Raw genomic sequence first — 17,794 nt, forward strand, 5'->3', positions numbered from 1 at the left:
ATGAAAAGAGCCCTGATTCTCTCTGGAGGTGGCGCGCGTGCCGCTTACCAGGTGGGTGTTTTACAGGCGCTGGCCAATATTCTGCCGGCGGACACCGTCAATCCGTTTCCGATCATTTGCGGCACTTCCGCCGGGGCGATCAATGCGCTGGCGCTGGCGTGCCACCCGGGCAATTTTCGCGAATCAGTCCAGTCGCTGGCGGGCATCTGGCAGCGGTTGACCCCCGGCCAGGTCTATCGCCACGGCTGGAGTGATCTGGCCCGCGGGCTGGGTCTGCTCGGTTTTTCCCTGTTCAACGAAGGGGTGGGGCGAACGCGGCCTCTGTCGATGCTGGATAACGGTCCCTTGTGGCATCTGTTGGGTACGTCGGTACGTTTTGAAAATCTCGATGCCGCCATTGCCAGCGGCAAGCTGCATGCAGTAGCGGTCAATGCCATGGGTTACAGCTCGGGGCAGTCGGTCAGTTTCTTTCAGGGGGCGCCCGAGCTGGAGGGCTGGAATCGCCATCGTAGAGTCGGTATGCCGACCCGACTGAAACTGGAGCACTTGTTGGCCTCGTCGGCCATTCCGACCATTTTCCCGGCGGTTCGCATCAATCGGGAATATTTCGGTGACGGTGCGCTTCGCCAGTTGGCACCCATCAGTCCGGCGCTACACCTCGGGGCGGAATCCCTGTTTATTGTCGGGGTCAGTGGCAATCGTGAAGCCCGCAAGCCGGTGCATCGGCGTACCGTGCGGCACTCGCCGTCCATGGCCCAGATTGTCGGGCAGCTTTTCAACAGCGCTTTCATCGATGCACTGGAAGGAGACCTGGAGCACCTGGAGCGCATCAATGAACTGGTTGGAATGATTCCCGAAGACAAGCTCGCCGCCGCCGATTTACCGCTGCGCGCGGTGGATAACCGGATCATTTCCCCCTCCCGGGAGCTGGACAATATTGCCGGGCGCAAGGTGCGGAACCTGCCCAAGAGCCTGCGTTTTTTCCTGCGTGCCATCGGTGCGACCGCCAAGGGAGGCGGTGCGACAGCGGCCAGTTATCTGTTGTTTCACCAGTCTTTCATCGGCGAATTGATGGAACTCGGTTACCAGGACACCATGTGGGAAGCTGATCGACTCAAGCCGTTTTTTGGAGTCACAAGCGGGTAACCCGGGAGGCTCCGTTGATGTTCATGCAACAGCGAAAATTCGGGTACCGTTGGTTCGCACTACTGTTGCCTGTTTTGGTATCAGTAACAGGCTTTGCCTTGGCGGCGGACGATAAACCTCAAGCGGGTAAGGTCGGTGCACTGACCCCCTCGGGGACAGAACTGGAGTTTTCCGACTGTGCCCTCACGGCCAACGAACGACTTCGCCATGTGCAGTGCGCCCGTTTGAGCGTTCCGGAGAATTATGAGCAGCAGGGGCCGGACGATGTCTGGATTGATCTGCTGATCGTGCGTCTTCCGGCCACTGCCGCTCAGGTCCAGGATGATCCGGTTCTGGCGATTGCCGGCGGCCCCGGTCAGGCGGCCAGTCGCAGTTTTCTTCGTCTGGATCGGGCCTTTGCCCAATTGGCCCGGCGGCGGGATATCTATCTGGTGGATCAGCGCGGCACGGGTCAATCGAACCCGCAGCCATGTGCGGTAGAGGAAGCCCACCTGCCATTAGCTGAGCCGGACCCCACGCAACTGGCATCTCTGGCGCGGGCCTGTTTGCAGGATTTCAACGGCGACCCGCGTTACTATACAACCGAGGTGGCAGTACGGGATCTGGAGCAGGTGCGTCAGGCACTCGGGGTGTCTCGCTGGAACCTGTACGGCGTCTCCTATGGCACCCGGGTAGCGCAAACCTACATGCGCCGCTATCCGGATGCTGTCCGGACGGCCGTTCTGGACGGTGTGCTGCCCGCCGATGTCAGTCTCGGACCACAAATAGCCATTCACAGCCAGGCCGCCCTGGATGCGCTGATTCGTCAATGCGACCAGGCATCGCCCTGTCGGGAGCGGTTTCCCAAACTGGAACGGGACATCACGGAACTGCTGGATCGACTTGAGGCGGAGCCGGTCGAGGTTCGCTATGAATCCCTTCGCGATGGAAGCTGGCAAACGTTGAGATTCACCCGCGCCCACCTGGTCAACGTGATTCGCATGGCGCTGTATAACAGCGATGTGCTCTCGGTGTTGCCGCCGATGATTGACTCGGCGGCTCGGGACAACAATCTGGTCGCTCTGGCGCGGCTCGCGCAGCGGCTCGATATCAGTGACGATATCGCACTGGGGATGCACAACAGTGTGGTCTGTACCGAGGACGCGCCCTTTTATCCTCAGATCGATGCTGAGGAGGGCGAGGGCACCTATATGGGGCCGGGCTTTCTGGCGGGGCTGAAAGCCATGTGCGAACCCTGGCCTCGCGGAGAGATTGGCGAGCAATTCAAAGCGCCCCTGAAATCGGACATTCCCACCTTGTTGCTCAGCGGTGGGCGGGATCCGATTACGCCACCGGACTACGGCGATCAGCTCATGAAGACCCTGAGCAATGCGCGCCACCTGGTGGTGCCGGAGCGGGGGCACCAGGTCGGGTTACTGGGGTGTGTGCCGGATATCATCGCGCGCTTTGTCATCTCGGCGGAACCGGACTCATTGTCGGCCGACTGTCTGGACAGAGTGCAGGCGGTTCCCCTGTTTCTGGACCGAAACGGACCATCACCCTGAGGCGGCACTGACGTGATTCACACCCAGGCATTAGTAAAATCCTTTCATCCCAGGGGCCGCAAGAAGACACTGGTCCAGGCGCTGGTGAATGTCAGCTTTGACGCGCAGGATGGGGAAATCACCGGTCTGCTCGGCCCCAACGGTGCCGGTAAATCCACCACCCTGAGAATTCTGGCCGGGCTGGTCAAACCTGACCGCGGCCTGGCCAGCGTGGATGGTCATGATGTAGTGAAAGCGCCCCTGGCGGTCCGCCGGCGGTTGGGGTTTTTGCCACACAATGCCGGCCTGTACCCGAGGCTGACCAGTCGGGAAAACCTGGTGTACTACGGGCAGTTGTGCGGATTGAGTGCCGAGGAGGCGCATCATCGGGCCAGTGATCTCATTGAGCGGCTTGATATGGAAGGTTTTGCCGATCGTCGGGCTGAGGGATTTTCCCAGGGACAGAGAACCCGGGTAGCGCTGGGGCGCGCCTTGATTCACAACCCGAGCACCCTCATTCTCGATGAGCCAACCAATGGCCTGGATGTCATGGCCACACGCAACCTGCGGACGATTCTCCGCCGCCTTCGGGACGAGGGCCATTGTGTGTTGATCTCCAGCCACATCATGCAGGAGGTGTCCCGTCTGTGTGATCGGGTGGCCATCATCAGTGAGGGACGCATTGCCATGACCGATACCGTGACCGGCATTCTGGAACGCACCGGGCAGAGTGATCTGGAAGATGCCTTTGTGACCGCCATTGGTGAACAGCCCGAGGTGCAGCCATGAGGTCCTTCTGGGTCATTCTGCTGAAGGAGATCCGGGACAACCTGCGGGATCGGCGCTCCATGTTTTTCACCCTGTTATACGGCCCTCTGCTGTTACCCGCGTTGATGATCGGGCCCTTGGTATTCAACGTCAATAAATTCAGTGTCGATACGGAACAGCCACTGTCAGTGGCGGTGGTCGGGCGCGATCGAGCCCCCAACCTGATGGCCTTTCTCGCCGAGCACAACATCAATACCGAGGCGACGGAAGAGGACTTCATTGAGCCACTGCGCCGTGGTGAATTGCCGCTGGTTATGGAAATTCCGGAGGACTATGAACCGGCTTTGCGCAACGCCAGACCCGCCCCGGTGGTGATCCATTATCACAGCGGAGGTGACGACGCGACCCAGCAGCGGCGGCGACTACGGGCGGTGCTCGATGGGTATGATTCCCGGTTGAGAAGCCTGCGGTTTCTGGCCCGGGGGATGGACGAGCAGGTCTTTGACCCGCTCCATATCAGCGAGCGGGATGTTTCCACCCAAGTGCCGGGTGAGGCGTTCATGGGCTTGATCCTGCCGTTCATGTTGCTCTTCTCCATGATGATGGGCGGCTTCTATCTGGCGGTGGACACGACCGCCGGAGAGCGGGAGCGGTTATCGCTTGAGCCCTTGCTGGCTTTACCCGTCCCGCGTTGGCAACTGGTACTGGGTAAGTATGTCGCCATACTGGCGTTCGTCCTGATGTCTCTCATTCTCCCGTTGATCAGCGGCTTCGTTCTGTTCGGGTTGCTGGACGATGGAGTATTCACCAGCCGTTATGATTTTTCGGCATCGACGTTCGTCGCCGCAGCGTTTTTGCATTTGCCGGTCGCCCTGTTGATGACCGCGTTCCTGTTTGTCATTGCGGCGTTTGCCCGTTCGACCAAGGAGGCTCAGACGCAGTTGGGCATTGCCATGCTGGTGCCCATGTTGCCGTTTTTCCTACTGCAGTTCCTGAATATTCCCGAGCAAAGTCTCACCATGGCGATTCCACTGCTCGGTCAGTACCAACTGATGACTCAACTGGTAAATGGGCAGTCGATTGTTCCGGTGCACTGGGTGCTTTCGAGTGCCAGCTGCGTTGCGCTGGCGGTGTTATTGATGTCGATGGCCGTGCGTCGATATCGTCACGAGTCGATTCTCCAGTAATTCAGTGAAGGCGAGGGGTATATGTCGTCCCATAAGGCTCAGAATCTTTTGATCAGTCCGGCGCTCAGCGTACAGACGTTGAGCGACATTCTGCGCCGGGAGGGTTTCGCAGAAACCGAGGCGGCGCACCTGGCGAAGACGTTCACCGATAACAGTATTGATGGTGTCTACACCCACGGACTGAACCGCTTTCCCCGTTTTGTCGACCTGATCCGTCGCGGACATGTCGTGCCCTCGGCGAAGCCCGAGTGCACTCTGGCGGCGGGCGCTCTTGAGCAGTGGGACGGACACCTGGGGGCTGGGATACTCAACGCCTGCACCGCCACGGAACGGGCCATGGTGTTGGCCGAATCTCACGGATTGGGCTGTGTGGGACTGGCGAACACCAACCACTGGATGCGCGGTGGTACCTATGGTTGGCAAGCCGCTGAGCGCGGGTTTGTGTTTATCGGTTGGACCAACACCATCGCCAACCTGCCGGCCTGGGGGGCTGCGGATTGTCGTTTGGGGAACAATCCGTTGGTGATGGCGGTACCTCACGAACCGGGTGCGGTTGTCCTGGATATGGCGCAATCGCAATTTTCCTACGGTGCGATGGAGTTGGCCGTCGAACAGCAGCGCAAGCTTTCCGTGCCCGGGGGTTACGATACCGCCGGGCACATGACTGACGATCCCCGGGCAATTCTCGAAAGTCAGCGGCCAGTGCCCGTGGGTTACTGGAAAGGCGCAGGGCTGTCGCTGATGCTGGACCTGCTCGCCACCCTGCTCAGTGGTGGCCGCTCCACGGCGGATATCAGTCAGCAGACACTGGAGTATGGTGTGTCTCAGGTTTTTATCGCCATTGATCTCAACCAACTGGGAGATCGCCCCGCTTTACGCGGCGCGGTCCAGTCGATCATCGACGATCTCCATCGCTCCCGGCCGGCAAAGCCCGACGGCGTTATCCGCTATCCGGGTGAAGCGGTAATGGCTCGACGTGCGGAGAATCAGCAGCGCGGCATACCGGTTGATGCTGCACTCTGGGCTTCGATTCAAGCGCTATAGCGTGTGCTGTGTCAGAGACGAGAGCTGGGCCTCACGTAAAGGAAGGTAAAGGTCATCTCGGGGAGGATTTAAAAGGGGGAAATGATCCCAAGCAATAGGGGTTCACGTACATCCGTTCATTGATTTTCCGTGCTCTACGGATTTTGTTCAGGAGAACGAAACATGCCCCATTTGACCGACCCAATCCGGATTGGCGACCTACAGTTGTCCAATCGTATCATCATGGCGCCCCTGACGCGCTGTCGCGCCTCCAAAGGCCGGGTGCCCAACGATATGATGGCGGAGTACTATCGCCAGCGTGCCGGTGCGGGCATGATTCTGACCGAGGCCACCTCAGTGACGCACATGGGCGTTGGTTACCCGAACACCCCGGGAATCTGGTCGGAAGATCAGGTAGCGGGCTGGCGCAAGGTGACACAGGCGGTGCACGCTGAGGGTGGAAAAATTCTCTTGCAGCTGTGGCACGTTGGCCGGATTTCGGACCCGGTGTATCTGGAGGGCGAATTACCGGTCGCCCCCAGTGCGATTCGTCCGGAAGGGCACGTCAGTCTGATTCGTCCGAAAAAAGAATATGTCACGCCGCGAGCGCTGACCCTGGATGAAATTCCGGAGTTGGTCGAAGCCTATCGACGCGGGGCCGAGAACGCTCGGCGTGCGGGGTTTGATGGAGTGGAAATTCACGGCGCCAATGGTTATCTGCTGGATCAGTTTCTGCAGACCAACAGTAACCAGCGCACCGATCAGTACGGGGGCTCGATCGAAAACCGTGCCCGACTGCTGCTGGAAGTGACCGATGCGGTACTGAGCGTTTGGGAGCCGGGTAGGGTCGGGGTGCATCTGGCGCCGCGCGGTGATGGCCACGACATGGGGGATGAAGACCCGGCCGCGCTGTTCGGTTATGTGGCGCGGGAGCTTGGCAAGCGCGAGTTAGCCTTTCTGTGCTCGCGGGAGCACGAAGCGGAGGACAGCCTGGGTCCGGACCTGAAAGCGCAGTTCGGCGGCGTCTACATTGCTAACGAAAACTATGAGAAGACCAGCGCCGAGCGCTGGTTGGCCGAAGGCAAAGCGGATGCCGTCGCGTTTGGCAGACTCTATATCGCCAATCCGGACCTGGCGGAACGTTTTGCTCAGGACGCTCCCCTGAACGAACCGGATCCGACAACATTTTATGCCTCGGGCCCGGAAGGCTATACCGACTATCCTTCGCTCAAGTACTCTGCAAGGAAGCCCGAGACGGTCTAGTCGGGCAGTTTTTCCCAGTCCAGAAACGCTTCGGGCTCCAGGGCCCGGGGCGTCATTCTCACTGCAAGCATCAGACCATTGAACCAGTGAACCCGATTCAATCGGGCGCCTATTGAAGTGCGCGCGCGGGTACCAATCGGTTCAAAGTCTACTGTACCCTCCAGCTCCAGTGCACCGTTGACGTAAGTACGCATCGTGGTTCCATCAAAGGTGAGGGCGGCGTGGTGCCATTGATTCACCGGGTGGACTAGCGTCTCGTCAATCAGCGTCAGGGCGTCCCGCTCGGACTTCAGAAACCCGTCGAGGTACCACTGCTGTTGATCATTCAGCCGAAGTTCGACTGTGATCCGACGATCGGGGTTGTCGAGTGATTCGATGTGGAAGAAGCGGGGTTCCCAGTTCGCCGGCCAAACATCTGCCGGGTTGAACCAGACCTCGATGGTAAATTGATTCTGTTCGGCCAGCGGATTGTGCTCAACCAGCAGTCGGTCTCCATCGCCATCGAAGCGAATCGCGGGGCCGTGGACGGTGTCCACGAGGGTCGGATCACCCTCAGTTCGAGCCGGCGCAGAGCCCACCCGGTCCAGGCGATCAAGTCTCCAGAGGGTGCTGTCGGTGTCATCAGGCGTTAAAAGGGAAGTGCTGCAGCTGGCGGCACAGACTAACAGACCGAGGATCAGAGTCTTCGGTATCAGGGAAGATGGTGTCATCAGGTTGATTCTCTGGGGTTATGTTGTTGTCCCCAAAGCGTGTCACAGCGAGCGGAATCGATCAAGCGAGGGCCGGGAGGCCCTCGCTATGCTGGGAGCTCTTCGATATGAAAGTCCCTCAGGACGCCCGGCGGCGAAACAGCGGCAGGGGCTCGTCGACCGAGGCTTGATAGTACTCGGTGAAATCCTGCAGTGCATCGACCGTCGCCTGCAGGTGCTGTTCCCGATCCGCGCCGAAATCGAACGCGTTGACGCCACAGCGACGCAGATAACAGGCCTGCTCGGCCAGGAAATACCCAACGGCACGTAGCTCACCGGTGAATCCGAAGCGCTCGCGCAGCATCCTCGCATTGGTAAAGGCGCGACCGTCGGCAAAGGCCGGGAAGTGCACTGCGACCAGCGGGAAACGCTGCGCGTCTTCACCGAGTTGATCGGCGGTCTCGTCGGTATCGATCCATACGCCGATATCGTCACGGGCGGACAGCTTATCCTTCTGGGCAAGCCAGGCCGAGAGCGGGACAATGATCTGTCCGGCGGGTACTTCCGCCTCGGCTGCCTCGCCCTCGGGCTTGGCCATTAGGGTCCATTCGTTGTCGACGATGGCGCCGTCTTTAACTAGCTTTGGCATAGACACGCTCCTTGAAGGGGGCAATACCCAGTCGGTTGACGGTGTCGATAAAGGGCTCTTCTTCGGTCCGCTTCTCGACGTACACATCGATGATTTTCTGGACCACCGAGGGCATATCCTCGGCAGTGAAAGAGGGGCCGATCACCTTGCCAAGGGCGGCATCGTTGCTGGAGTTGCCACCCAGGGTCACCTGGTAGAACTCCTCGCCTTTCTTGTCGACCCCGAGAACGCCGATGTGACCGACGTGATGATGCCCGCAGGCGTTCATGCAGCCGGAGATGTTCAGGTCGATGTCACCCAGATCGTAGAGGTAGTCCAGATCTTCAAACTGACGCTGGATGGCCTCGGCAATCGGAATGGATTTGGCATTGGCCAGTGAGCAGAAATCGCCACCCGGGCAGCAGATGATGTCCGTCAGGGTGCCGATGTTGGGCGTGGCAAAGCCGGCGGCCTTGGCTTTCTGCCAGAGGTCGAAAAGATCGGCTTTCTTCACATCCGCCAACACCATGTTCTGCTCGTGGGTGGTGCGCACTTCGCCAAAGCTGAAGTCATCGGCCAGATCGGCGATGATTTCCAACTGCCGGTCGGTAATGTCGCCGGGCGCGATACCGGTCGGTTTGAGCGACAGGTTCACGGCGGCGTAGCCGGGCTTCTTGTGATCGCGCACGTTGCGCTTAAGCCAGTTGGAGAAGGCTTTGTTGTCGCTGGCGAGCGTGTCTAGCTCGGCCTGTGCGGCGGCATCATCCAGGCTTTCATAGGCCGGCTCGGTGAAGTAACTGTGGGCCCGGTCGATTTCTGCCTGAGTGAGGGTGGCGCTGCCATCGCGCAGGTGTTGCCATTCCTGCTCGACCTTTTCGGCGAATACTTCGGGGGTCATGGCGCGCACCAGAATCTTGATGCGGGCCTTGAATTTGTTGTCCCGGCGGCCGAACTGGTTGTAGATGCGCAGAATCGCTTCCAGGTAGGTCAGTAGATGCTGCTCCGGTACGAATTCATTGATCAGACTGCCAATGACCGGGGTGCGACCCAGACCGCCGCCCACGAAGACAGAGAAGCCCAGTTCGCCGGCCTCGTTACGCACAATCTGCAAGCCGATATCGTGTACGCGGATGGCGGCCCGGTCTTCCTGAGTGGCGCTCACGGCGATCTTGAACTTGCGCGGCAGAAAGGCAAATTCCGGGTGGAAGGTGGACCACTGACGGATCAGTTCGCAATAGGGGCGGGGGTCCACCAGCTCATCGGTCGCGACACCGGCAAACTGATCGGTGGTGGTGTTGCGGATGCAGTTACCGCTGGTCTGGTTGCAGTGCATCTCCACCTCCAGCAGTTCCGCCAGAATGTCCGGCACTTCTTCCAGTTGGGGCCAGTTGAGCTGGATGTTCTGGCGGGTACTGATGTGGCAGTAACCCTTGTCGTAGGTACGGGTAATGTGGGCCATTTTGCGCAACTGGCGGCTGTTCATCAGGCCGTAGGGCACGCAAATGCGCAGCATCGGCGCCAGGCGCTGAACATAGAGGCCGTTTTGCAGGCGTAGGGGAAGAAATTCCGCTTCTTCCAATTGGCCGTCCAGATACCGCTCCATCTGCGCGCGAAACTGGGTAACGCGCTGCCCCTGGATGCGGCGGTCGTATTCGTCATAGATGTACATAGAGGGCTGTATTACCTGTACTTCCGGGAAAGGTTGGGTATGTTAGCGAACGCTAATGCAATAGCGCCCGTAAACCGGTGTATTGTCGCGGCGGAGGATACAGCAAAACCCGCTTCGGCGCGACCCTGAACGGAGGTGGTGGTCGGCCCGGTGGCAGGCCACACACCCGTCTCAGAGGGCGCAAAAATACCAGAGACCGGGGGCCGGTTTGAACGAATGTTTTCCGCTATCCTAATGCTTTTTGGTTATATCCGGTGGCGGTCGCTTGTCAATCCGGGTGGGGTGTGATTAGATTCGACTGTCCTGTTGGGGGCGTAAAGCGGCTCAGCTGATGGCTGTAAAGCGCTCCTATCCTTACCACGTTTGGCGAGAGGAGAATAACAATAATGTCTGAGCAGACTGATGTTATGAAAAATGAGACCCATGAAGCCCACGAGGGCGATGCGTTTGCCGATGCCATGGCGGCGGTGGCGCTGATTGCCATCTTCGTGGTCACCTGTGTTTACTGGGTCAGTGGCCAATAAGATTTTCTTGCCGGCACACTGATCGACCGGGGGTGTCTTTGACGTTGCCATCAGAGCGCCCCGATCCCACCCGATGTCTTTCCGACTCTTTGCATTGAAATAATTGCGTTGTCAATTAATGTCTGGCAGGATTCCTTTCACCTGTCTGATGTCATTGCGAGGGAGTCATGCTGGGTTCTGATCGAGCGGCCACCAAAGGCCTGCACCTGCACAACAGTTTCACCTTCTGGATCAACCGTCTGGCCAGTCAGATGCGGGAGGCGTTCAATGAGGCGCTGACCGAGCATGAGGTCAGTTGGCCCCAGTGGATGATCCTCAACGTGCTGTTCCATGAGCTGGCCAATACGCCGGCCCAGATTGCTGATAATATCGCGGTGGATCGCTCAGCGGTCACCCGTCTTCTGGACCGCCTGGAAACCAAGCAACTGGTGCAGCGTGAGCACGACGGTCTGGACCGTCGCTCCGTGAAAGTGCACCTGACCCGGTCGGGACACGCACTGGTCGAAACGCTCAATGAGTTGGCTGTCACCCACCAGAACCGCTTTCTGAATCAGTTGCATCCGACGGAGCTTCGGGCACTCAAGGGTAATATTCAGAAGCTGCTCAAGGCCGTTGATATCGATAGCACGCAGCTCTGGAAGCACGTCTGACTTACTGTCCGGCCTGAGAGAGCACCAGTCGAACCACGAACACCATGATCAGGATAAAGATCGCGGTGAACAACACCCCGGAAATGATGTAGGCGGCAATGCTGCCGTGCTTGAAGTCGCGCTCGCGGTTTTTGCTGCTTTGCACACCAAACGCAGCGGCCAGAGTGCTGATGATGATCTGAAACAGGTTGGGTTTTTTATCCGGGTCTTCAGGGGCACTCATGTTTCGGCCTCATAGTCTTATTTGCGAGTCGTATTATGTCGTCTTCAACGGATCATCTGACCGTTCTGCCCCCCTGTGAGGAGGACGTTGGGATTGTACGCCAGGAGAGCAGCTTTGTGGTGGTGGATAAGCCGACCCGGCTGTTGACCGTTCCCGGACGTCATCCGGCCAATCGTGACAGTGTCATCGCCCGGCTGCGGGAGACTTACCCGGATGTTCACGCGGTTCACCGGTTGGATTTCGACACCTCCGGACTGTTGGTGATTCCCCTCACCAAGGCCAGCCTATCCAACCTCAGTCGCCAATTTCAGGCTCGTACAGTGAAGAAAACCTATACGGCGGTAGTACACGGCCTGGTACTGGAAGATCAGGGCGTCATGGAGTGGCCGATTGCCCCCGACCCGGAGCGGCGTCCACGGAGTAAAATCTCTGAGGACGGCAAGCCGGCGCTGACCCATTACCGGGTGTTGTCCCGCAACCGGGAGGACAATACCACGCGCCTGGCGCTCTCTCCGGTCACCGGGCGTTCGCACCAGTTGCGCCTACACTGTGCCGAGCTGGGGCATCCGATTCTGGGTTGTGAGTTCTATGCGCCGGAGTCGGTGCGCCAGCAGGCGACACGTCTGCTGCTGCACGCGTCAACGCTCAGCTTTGCCCACCCGGAATCGGGTGAGACTGCCTCTTTTGAGTCGGTCGTACCGTTTTAGGAGCCTGTTCATGGTTCACTCGTCATCCTCCGCAAAGCACCCCTGGCGAGCCTGGTTGTATCGGCAATTGGAGCCAGGCGCCTGGCCTGATCAGGGGCTTTCCCCGGCCAACCGATGGATCTGCGCGCTGATCACAGTGGCGGTGTTGGTGGCATTGCTGGAAACCGAGCCCGCCATCAGGGTAGGGCGTGAGCCGTGGTTCGTCGCTTTCGAGTGGGTGGTGGGAGCGATTTTTCTGCTGGAATACCTGATTCGAGCCTGGGTGGCTGTGGAGGGCGCCCGCTATGCCCACCCGGTGTGGGGCCGCCTTCGCTATCTGGGCAGCTTTGCCGCGGTGGTTGACCTGCTGGCCATTTTGCCGCTGTTTTTGGGGCTGGTGGGCATGGAAGCCCTGTTCATGCGTCTGATCCGGGTGCTGCGGATCTTGCGTCTGGCGAGGCTGGGGCGTTTCTCCAAAGCCCTGCGGGAGTTGGGGCATGCGGTCCGGCTGCGTCAGTTTGAGCTGTATGTCAGTTTCGGGTTGGCGTTTTTGGTGCTATTGACCTCGTCCATCATGTTGTACCTGTTGGAGGGAGGGGTGCAGCCGGAGGCATTCGGCAGTGTGCTCCGCTCCATGTGGTGGTCAGTGGCCACTTTGACCACCGTAGGTTACGGCGACGTGTATCCGGTGACCGGGCTCGGGCGGTTTTTTGCGGCGCTGACGGCACTTTCGGGTATTGGCATCATCGCCATGCCGACGGGAATCATGGCAGCAGCGTTCAGCGAAGCCATGCAGAAAAACCGCCGGGAAAAGGACGATTAACTCTGCCGGACTATTCTGTTTCGCGATCCGTCCGCTGCCAGCGGGCCAGCTCGGCGTACAGGCGCTCGCGCTCATCGAGCAGCTCCAGTGCCAGCGCGATACCGGCGAGGTTCAACCCCAGGTCCCGTTGCAGGCGACGGGCACGCTTCAATCGGGTGAGGCAGTGTCCTCTGAAGGTCCAGCGCGGGCTTGAAGGGGTGATCGGATCGATGACCCCTTCATGGATGAGTTCGACCACGAAGTCGGCCTCCACCTGGCAATGTCGGCAGAGCTCGCCCAGCGTCAACTCAACGTCTTCTTCCAGAATGGTGCCTGCCATCAGGCGATGGGTATCTCCCGACATAATCAGCTCTCCAGGTGGCGGCGTGGGTTGAACGGCGCGGCGTTTGCCAACTGCTCGTAAGCCGCTCGCGTCGAGGCGTTTTGAGCGGGCGGCGTGTGAATGCTCAGCTCAACGTACAGGTCTCCCGGCGGAGAGCCGGGCAGTCCGCGCTCCTTGAGCCGGAGTTTGCGGCCGCTTTGGGATGCCTCGGGAATCTTCAGGTCGACTTTGCCGGTGGGCGTGGGGATTTTCACTTTGGTACCCAATGCTGCCTCCCAGGGGGTGAGGGGCAAATCGAGAAACAGGTCTCGCCCGTCCAGCCGGAAGTACCGGTGAGGTCTGAATTCCACCTCAAGATAGAGATCGCCACTGGGCCCACCACCCAAACCAGGCGATCCCTGGCCCGCCAGGCGGATATTCTGTCCGGGCTTTATCCCTTTGGGAATTTTGATGTTCAGGGTACGGGGGACGGCCTGGATTCGTCCCTGGGCATCCGCCTGTTGGCTGCGCAGGGTAATCTGCCGGGAGGCGCCGCTGAAGGCGTCTTCCAGGTCGATCTGAATGCGGGCATGCTGATCTTCGCCGCGAGCCCGAAAACCGCCACCTTGGCCGAACCTGTTGTTCTGGGTGAAGCCTCCGCCGTGAAAACCACCGCCGAACAGATTCTCGAAAAAGTCACTGAAATCGCCACTGCCCATACCGCCGCTGTAGTGACGCCCGGCGCCGGCAAAATCGAAGTCCTTCCCCCAATCCGGGGGCGGTTCAAAGTCCTGGCCGCGCTGCCAGTTGCTGCCGAGCTGATCGTAAGCGGCGCGTTTTTCCGGGTCCTTCAATACCTCGTAGGCCTCGCCCAGCTCCTTGAACTGGTCTTCCGCCCCCGCGTCTTTGTTCAGATCCGGGTGATACTTGCGCGCCAGCTTCCGGTAGGCGCGTTTGATCTCATCCTGGCTGGCGTTTCTCTCGACCCCAAGGGTCTTGTAGTAGTCCTTGTATTCCATCGGTGACCTCGCGAATCACAGGAACCCAATACGAACAAACCTTAGCGCCTAAATGGTTGGGGCAAATTGATATTCATCAAGTATGGCACTTACTCTCCCTGAACGGTGGCGACCAGGGTGCGGCTACCGGCGTGATTGCGATGCTCGCACAGGTAAATTCCCTGCCAGGTTCCCAGGTTCAGACGCCCGTCGGTAATCGGAATGGTCAGGCTGGCACCAATGGTGGTGCATTTGATGTGGGCGGGCATGTCGTCGTCGCCTTCGTAGTCATGCTCGTAGTAGGGGGCCCGCTCGGGGACAAAGTGATTGAAGTGTCGCTCCAGGTCGCCGCGTACGGTCGGGTCGGCGTTTTCGTTGATGGTCAGTGATGCGGAGGTGTGCTGAATAAACAGGTGCAGCAGGCCGCAGCGAAGGTGGTCCAGCGGGGGCAGCGCTCTGAGCACTTCCTGGGTGACCAGGTGGAAGCCCCGGCTTTTGGGGGGCAGGCGAAATTCAGTCTGTTGCCACATAGGTAATCTGCCTGTATCGGTCGGTCGCGTGGAGGACGTCGGCGCCAGAAATGGCGCACTCGACGTCATGCAGACACAAAGGGTAACTCGGTGTTGTTGAATTTGCAGCCCCGACTTTATGGGATTGGCGACTGTGCTAGAATGCCCCACCTTATAGTCCGTAAAACCATTTAATAATCGGAGCCCCTGTCGTCATGTTCAACGCTTCCCGCCAAGTGACCTGGCCGCGCCTGAAAAGCGCCATTTCCAAGGATGATGCCATTGAGCAGCGTATCGACGCGCTATTGCATCGAATGACCCTCGAACAGAAAGTGGGTCAGATGATTCAACCGGAGATCAAACAGGTAACCCCGGACGATATCCGGGACTTCCACCTGGGTTCCGTGCTCAACGGCGGCGGCAGTGTGCCCAACAATGACCGGTACGCTCAGGCGAGTGACTGGGTCGCCCTGGCCGATCAGTTTTGGGAAGCCTCTATGGATGACCGGGATGGACGCCTGCCCATTCCCATCATGTGGGGAACCGATGCGGTGCACGGGGTGGGCAACCTGGTGGGGGCCACCCTGTTTCCACACAATATTGCGCTCGGCGCCGCCCACAATCCCGAACTGATTCGCCGCATTGGCGAGGCGACCGCTCGGGAGATTGTCGCAACCGGTCTGGACTGGGATTTTTCGCCCACCGTTGCCGTGGCCAGAGATGATCGCTGGGGGCGGACCTATGAATCCTGGGCGGAAGACCCGGAGCTGGTGCGTGCCTATGCCGGTGAGATGGTGCGGGGGCTTCAGGGGCAGGGCGAGGCTTGCCTGGATGAGCAGCATGTCATTGCTACCGCCAAACACTTTATCGGTGACGGTGGTACGGTTAACGGCATCGATCGGGGTGACAATGTCGATTCCGAGGAGCGCTTGCGGGACATTCACGGTGCGGGCTATTTCAGTGCGATCGAGTCCGGCGTGCAGGCCGTGATGGCGTCATTCAATAGCTGGCACGGTGAGCCGCTCCACGGTCACCATCACCTGCTGACCCGTGTCCTGAAAGAACAGATGGGCTTTGATGGCCTGGTGGTGGGGGACTGGAATGGTCACGCCTTCATCCCCGGCGCCGATGTGCTGAACTGTCCTCAGGCGATCAATGCCGGGCTCGATATTTTCATGGTGCCACACCCCGAGTGGAAAACCCTGTTCCACAACACGGTGGCGCAAGTGCGCGACGGCACCATTGCGCAATCCCGAATCGATGATGCGGTGCGTCGGATTCTGCGGGTGAAGTTGCGCGCGGGTCTGTTTGAGCGGGATCGTCCCTCAAGCCGGACCCTTGCGGGTCGTCAGTCACTCATTGGTGCCCCAGAACATCGGGACGTGGCCCGTCAGGCGGTGCGTGAATCCCTGGTGCTATTGAAAAACCGCGATCAGCTGCTTCCGCTCAACCCAAAACAGCGGGTGCTTTTGGCGGGCGACGGTATCGACAATATCAGCAAGCAGGTGGGCGGCTGGTCGGTCACCTGGCAGGGCACCGGAACGGACGCTCGGGACTTTCCGGGCGCCACCACCGTCAGCGCCGGCATTGAGGCCACCATTCGTGATGCCGGTGGCGAGGTGTTCGTCAGCCCGGACGGTCAGTGCGATGAGTCCGTGGATGTGGCCATCGTCCTGTTCGGGGAGGACCCCTACGCCGAAATGCAGGGCGACGTGCAGAATGTCCAATACAAGCCCCGCGACACACGAGACTGGGAACTGCTCAAGTCCCTCAAGGCCCGGGGCATTCCGGTGGTATCCCTGTTTATTACTGGTCGTCCGCTGTGGGTGAACCGCGAGCTGAACGCCTCCGATGCATTTGTGGTCATCTGGCAGCCGGGCACCGAAGGCGGTGGCGTTGCCGACGTGTTATTTACCGACACCGAGGATCAGGTGCGTCATCCGATCAAGGGGAAGCTGAGTTTCTCCTGGCCCGACCGCCCGGATCAGTGCCCCCTGAATATGGGTGAGCCCGGCTACGCGCCGCTGTTTCCCTACGGCTACGGCCTGGCGTACGGGCAGAACGATCCGCTGGGCGACGATCTGTCAGAGGAGGGCCTGCAACTGCCCGCTACCGAAGATGTCTGGATGCTGTTCAAGATGCGCCCGCTGGACGCCTGGCAGGTGGAAGTCGAGGGCCAGGTGAACGACAAGGCGGTGATGAAGGGTAACCAGGTGCAAGTGTCCACGGTAACGGTGAGTGCGGTAGACCGTGAGGTGCAGGAGGATGCCCGGCAGGTGATCTGGAGTGGCGGTGGCTTCGGCGCCATGGCACTGGCCACCCGGGATCGTCAGGTGCTGACGGATTACTGGAAGGCCAACGGCGCTCTGGTGGTGGACGTGAAGGTGGATCGCGCCCCCACAGCACCGGTGCAGTGGCGCGTGGGCTGTGGCCCTTCGGCGCTGTCCGAGGTGGATATCACTGAGGAGCTGCGCGCTTTGGCGGGGCAGGGCTGGCGGACGCTGTCCATCGCCCTGGATCGCTTCCCCGACGTCGGCTCGGATTTCGGCCTGGTCCTCCCCCCGGAAGAGTTCTTCACCCGCGTCCTCGAGCCCTTCAGCCTCGCGACCGAAGGCGAGCTGGAGCTAACTTTCTCGGGTGTGCGTGTTGAGAAGGGGTAGTTTTACAGGGACGGTTGGTCTTTGGTACTTCGATCAAAAGGCTGCGGGAGGGTATACCGCTCCGAGACACGCCGTAAATACATCCATGTAGGCTCATCACCCGCCGTCCAGGCGGGTGACGGTCTCGCAAGGGGTTACCCAGCCTCCGCAGTGCCAACGTAACGTTTCGGGAAATAGAACCTACGCCAAGATTTGGATGTGGCACTGAGGGTCGGGAAGGGGGATACCTTTTCAAGACCGTAAGCGGAGGGANNGTCTCGGAGCGGTATACCCTCCCTCCGCTGTGCCAGATTCAAAGTTTCGGGAACTAGCACCAGCGGTAATACTTGCCTTAAGGGGCGCGTAGGGTGGATAAGCACGAAGTGCGTCATCCACCAATAACGAGGCTGACGACTTTACCAAAGGTGGATGACGGGGGGCACCCCCTTATCCACCCTACGATTTTAGAGAATGCTTGGTGCAAAGGCGCTAATTCCCGGAACGTGAATCTGCCGCCGCGGAGGGAGGGTAGGTAGTTGCGAGAC

Annotated in this window: 18 protein-coding genes; 11 read left to right on the plus strand and 7 right to left on the minus strand. The window is 59.6% G+C overall.

Translation table 11 applies throughout. The features are described 5' to 3' along the window. The 6 genes from B3520_RS17240 to B3520_RS17265 all read left to right on the plus strand — a co-directional run bounded on the left by B3520_RS17240 (window position 1) and on the right by B3520_RS17265 (window position 6,910). Window positions 1-1,146, plus strand: coding sequence for a patatin-like phospholipase family protein (locus tag B3520_RS17240; RefSeq protein ID WP_024460444.1), 1,146 nt, complete (start codon window positions 1-3; stop codon window positions 1,144-1,146). 74 nt (window positions 1,147-1,220) lie between these two features. Continuing rightward, window positions 1,221-2,690, plus strand: coding sequence for an alpha/beta hydrolase (locus B3520_RS17245; RefSeq protein WP_286876484.1), 1,470 nt, complete (start codon window positions 1,221-1,223; stop codon window positions 2,688-2,690). A gap of 12 nt (window positions 2,691-2,702) precedes the next feature. Further along, window positions 2,703-3,458, plus strand: a complete 756-nt coding sequence (locus B3520_RS17250) for an ATP-binding cassette domain-containing protein (protein WP_286806520.1) — start codon at window positions 2,703-2,705, stop codon at window positions 3,456-3,458. After that, window positions 3,455-4,624 (plus strand): ABC transporter permease, encoded by a 1,170-nt coding sequence (locus tag B3520_RS17255; protein ID WP_286806521.1) that lies wholly within the window; start codon window positions 3,455-3,457, stop codon window positions 4,622-4,624. The genes B3520_RS17250 and B3520_RS17255 overlap by 4 nt, the downstream gene beginning before the upstream one ends. A gap of 21 nt (window positions 4,625-4,645) precedes the next feature. Beyond that, window positions 4,646-5,668, plus strand: a complete 1,023-nt coding sequence (gene yiaK, locus B3520_RS17260) for a 3-dehydro-L-gulonate 2-dehydrogenase (protein WP_123637578.1) — start codon at window positions 4,646-4,648, stop codon at window positions 5,666-5,668. A gap of 162 nt (window positions 5,669-5,830) precedes the next feature. Beyond that, a complete protein-coding gene (locus B3520_RS17265; RefSeq protein WP_123637577.1) occupies window positions 5,831-6,910 on the plus strand; it encodes an alkene reductase in 1,080 nt (359 codons plus the stop codon). Here the strand turns inward: B3520_RS17265 and B3520_RS17270 are convergent. The 3 genes from B3520_RS17270 to B3520_RS17280 form a co-directional block, all read right to left on the minus strand. Continuing rightward, the gene (locus B3520_RS17270) at window positions 6,907-7,446 is read right to left on the minus strand and encodes a LamG domain-containing protein (RefSeq protein WP_286806523.1); all 540 of its coding nucleotides are present in this window, start codon (window positions 7,444-7,446) and stop codon (window positions 6,907-6,909) included. The genes B3520_RS17265 and B3520_RS17270 overlap by 4 nt on opposite strands. Window positions 7,447-7,738: 292 nt before the next feature. Then, window positions 7,739-8,248 (minus strand): DUF934 domain-containing protein, encoded by a 510-nt coding sequence (locus tag B3520_RS17275; protein WP_123637575.1) that lies wholly within the window; start codon window positions 8,246-8,248, stop codon window positions 7,739-7,741. Next, the gene (locus B3520_RS17280; RefSeq protein ID WP_123637574.1) at window positions 8,232-9,896 is read right to left on the minus strand and encodes a nitrite/sulfite reductase; all 1,665 of its coding nucleotides are present in this window, start codon (window positions 9,894-9,896) and stop codon (window positions 8,232-8,234) included. The genes B3520_RS17275 and B3520_RS17280 overlap by 17 nt, the downstream gene beginning before the upstream one ends. A 386-nt stretch (window positions 9,897-10,282) precedes the next feature. Here B3520_RS17280 and B3520_RS17285 point away from each other — a divergent pair, with 386 nt between their 5' ends. After that, the gene (locus B3520_RS17285) at window positions 10,283-10,420 is read left to right on the plus strand and encodes a hypothetical protein (RefSeq protein ID WP_170162818.1); all 138 of its coding nucleotides are present in this window, start codon (window positions 10,283-10,285) and stop codon (window positions 10,418-10,420) included. A 167-nt stretch (window positions 10,421-10,587) separates the two neighbouring features. Continuing rightward, window positions 10,588-11,070: a MarR family winged helix-turn-helix transcriptional regulator gene (locus tag B3520_RS17290; RefSeq protein WP_286805575.1), complete on the plus strand. Its 483-nt coding sequence runs from the start codon at window positions 10,588-10,590 to the stop codon at window positions 11,068-11,070. A 1-nt stretch (window position 11,071) separates the two neighbouring features. On the opposite strand, the gene B3520_RS17295 is transcribed toward B3520_RS17290, so the two are convergent. Beyond that, the gene (locus tag B3520_RS17295; RefSeq protein ID WP_024460435.1) at window positions 11,072-11,293 is read right to left on the minus strand and encodes a DUF2970 domain-containing protein; all 222 of its coding nucleotides are present in this window, start codon (window positions 11,291-11,293) and stop codon (window positions 11,072-11,074) included. 35 nt (window positions 11,294-11,328) lie between these two features. Between B3520_RS17295 and B3520_RS17300 the strand changes: the two genes are divergently transcribed. Then, on the plus strand, window positions 11,329-12,000 hold the full coding sequence (locus B3520_RS17300) for an RluA family pseudouridine synthase (protein WP_286805576.1): 672 nt from the start codon (window positions 11,329-11,331) through the stop codon (window positions 11,998-12,000). 10 nt (window positions 12,001-12,010) lie between these two features. Continuing rightward, window positions 12,011-12,802 carry an ion transporter gene (locus B3520_RS17305; protein WP_286876485.1) on the plus strand — a complete coding sequence of 264 codons (792 nt, stop codon included), beginning with the start codon at window positions 12,011-12,013 and terminating at the stop codon, window positions 12,800-12,802. A gap of 10 nt (window positions 12,803-12,812) precedes the next feature. Here B3520_RS17305 and B3520_RS17310 read toward each other — a convergent pair whose 3' ends face one another. The 3 genes from B3520_RS17310 to B3520_RS17320 form a co-directional block, all read right to left on the minus strand. Beyond that, entirely contained in the window at window positions 12,813-13,145 is a 333-nt protein-coding gene (locus B3520_RS17310) for a chaperone modulator CbpM (RefSeq protein WP_286805581.1), read from the minus strand. Between the two features lie 2 nt (window positions 13,146-13,147). After that, window positions 13,148-14,122 carry a DnaJ C-terminal domain-containing protein gene (locus tag B3520_RS17315; protein WP_286805583.1) on the minus strand — a complete coding sequence of 325 codons (975 nt, stop codon included), beginning with the start codon at window positions 14,120-14,122 and terminating at the stop codon, window positions 13,148-13,150. Window positions 14,123-14,211: 89 nt separating this feature from the next. Next, window positions 14,212-14,631, minus strand: coding sequence for a secondary thiamine-phosphate synthase enzyme YjbQ (locus tag B3520_RS17320; RefSeq protein ID WP_286805585.1), 420 nt, complete (start codon window positions 14,629-14,631; stop codon window positions 14,212-14,214). 194 nt (window positions 14,632-14,825) lie between these two features. Between B3520_RS17320 and B3520_RS17325 the strand changes: the two genes are divergently transcribed. Beyond that, entirely contained in the window at window positions 14,826-17,270 is a 2,445-nt protein-coding gene (locus B3520_RS17325) for a glycoside hydrolase family 3 protein (protein ID WP_286805586.1), read from the plus strand. Window positions 17,271-17,794 lie beyond the last annotated feature (524 nt).

Source organism: Marinimicrobium sp. UBA4509, assembly GCF_002388575.1.
GTDB classification, from domain to species: Bacteria; Pseudomonadota; Gammaproteobacteria; order Pseudomonadales; family Cellvibrionaceae; genus Marinimicrobium; species Marinimicrobium koreense.

What these genes read in the sequence shown, in the direction of transcription:
- B3520_RS17290 (WP_286805575.1), top strand. Translation starts at nt 10,588, where the DNA reads ATGCTGGGTTCTGATCGAGCGGCCACCAAAGGCCTGCACCTGCACAAC.
- B3520_RS17255 (WP_286806521.1), top strand. Translation starts at nt 3,455, where the DNA reads ATGAGGTCCTTCTGGGTCATTCTGCTGAAGGAGATCCGGGACAACCTG.
- B3520_RS17305 (WP_286876485.1), top strand. Translation starts at nt 12,011, where the DNA reads ATGGTTCACTCGTCATCCTCCGCAAAGCACCCCTGGCGAGCCTGGTTG.
- yiaK (WP_123637578.1), top strand. Translation starts at nt 4,646, where the DNA reads ATGTCGTCCCATAAGGCTCAGAATCTTTTGATCAGTCCGGCGCTCAGC.
- B3520_RS17280 (WP_123637574.1), bottom strand. Translation starts at nt 9,896, where the DNA reads ATGTACATCTATGACGAATACGACCGCCGCATCCAGGGGCAGCGCGTT.
- B3520_RS17325 (WP_286805586.1), top strand. Translation starts at nt 14,826, where the DNA reads ATGTTCAACGCTTCCCGCCAAGTGACCTGGCCGCGCCTGAAAAGCGCC.
- B3520_RS17295 (WP_024460435.1), bottom strand. Translation starts at nt 11,293, where the DNA reads ATGAGTGCCCCTGAAGACCCGGATAAAAAACCCAACCTGTTTCAGATC.
- B3520_RS17320 (WP_286805585.1), bottom strand. Translation starts at nt 14,631, where the DNA reads ATGTGGCAACAGACTGAATTTCGCCTGCCCCCCAAAAGCCGGGGCTTC.
- B3520_RS17265 (WP_123637577.1), top strand. Translation starts at nt 5,831, where the DNA reads ATGCCCCATTTGACCGACCCAATCCGGATTGGCGACCTACAGTTGTCC.
- B3520_RS17315 (WP_286805583.1), bottom strand. Translation starts at nt 14,122, where the DNA reads ATGGAATACAAGGACTACTACAAGACCCTTGGGGTCGAGAGAAACGCC.
- B3520_RS17310 (WP_286805581.1), bottom strand. Translation starts at nt 13,145, where the DNA reads ATGTCGGGAGATACCCATCGCCTGATGGCAGGCACCATTCTGGAAGAA.
- B3520_RS17275 (WP_123637575.1), bottom strand. Translation starts at nt 8,248, where the DNA reads ATGCCAAAGCTAGTTAAAGACGGCGCCATCGTCGACAACGAATGGACC.
- B3520_RS17240 (WP_024460444.1), top strand. Translation starts at nt 1, where the DNA reads ATGAAAAGAGCCCTGATTCTCTCTGGAGGTGGCGCGCGTGCCGCTTAC.
- B3520_RS17300 (WP_286805576.1), top strand. Translation starts at nt 11,329, where the DNA reads ATGTCGTCTTCAACGGATCATCTGACCGTTCTGCCCCCCTGTGAGGAG.
- B3520_RS17285 (WP_170162818.1), top strand. Translation starts at nt 10,283, where the DNA reads ATGTCTGAGCAGACTGATGTTATGAAAAATGAGACCCATGAAGCCCAC.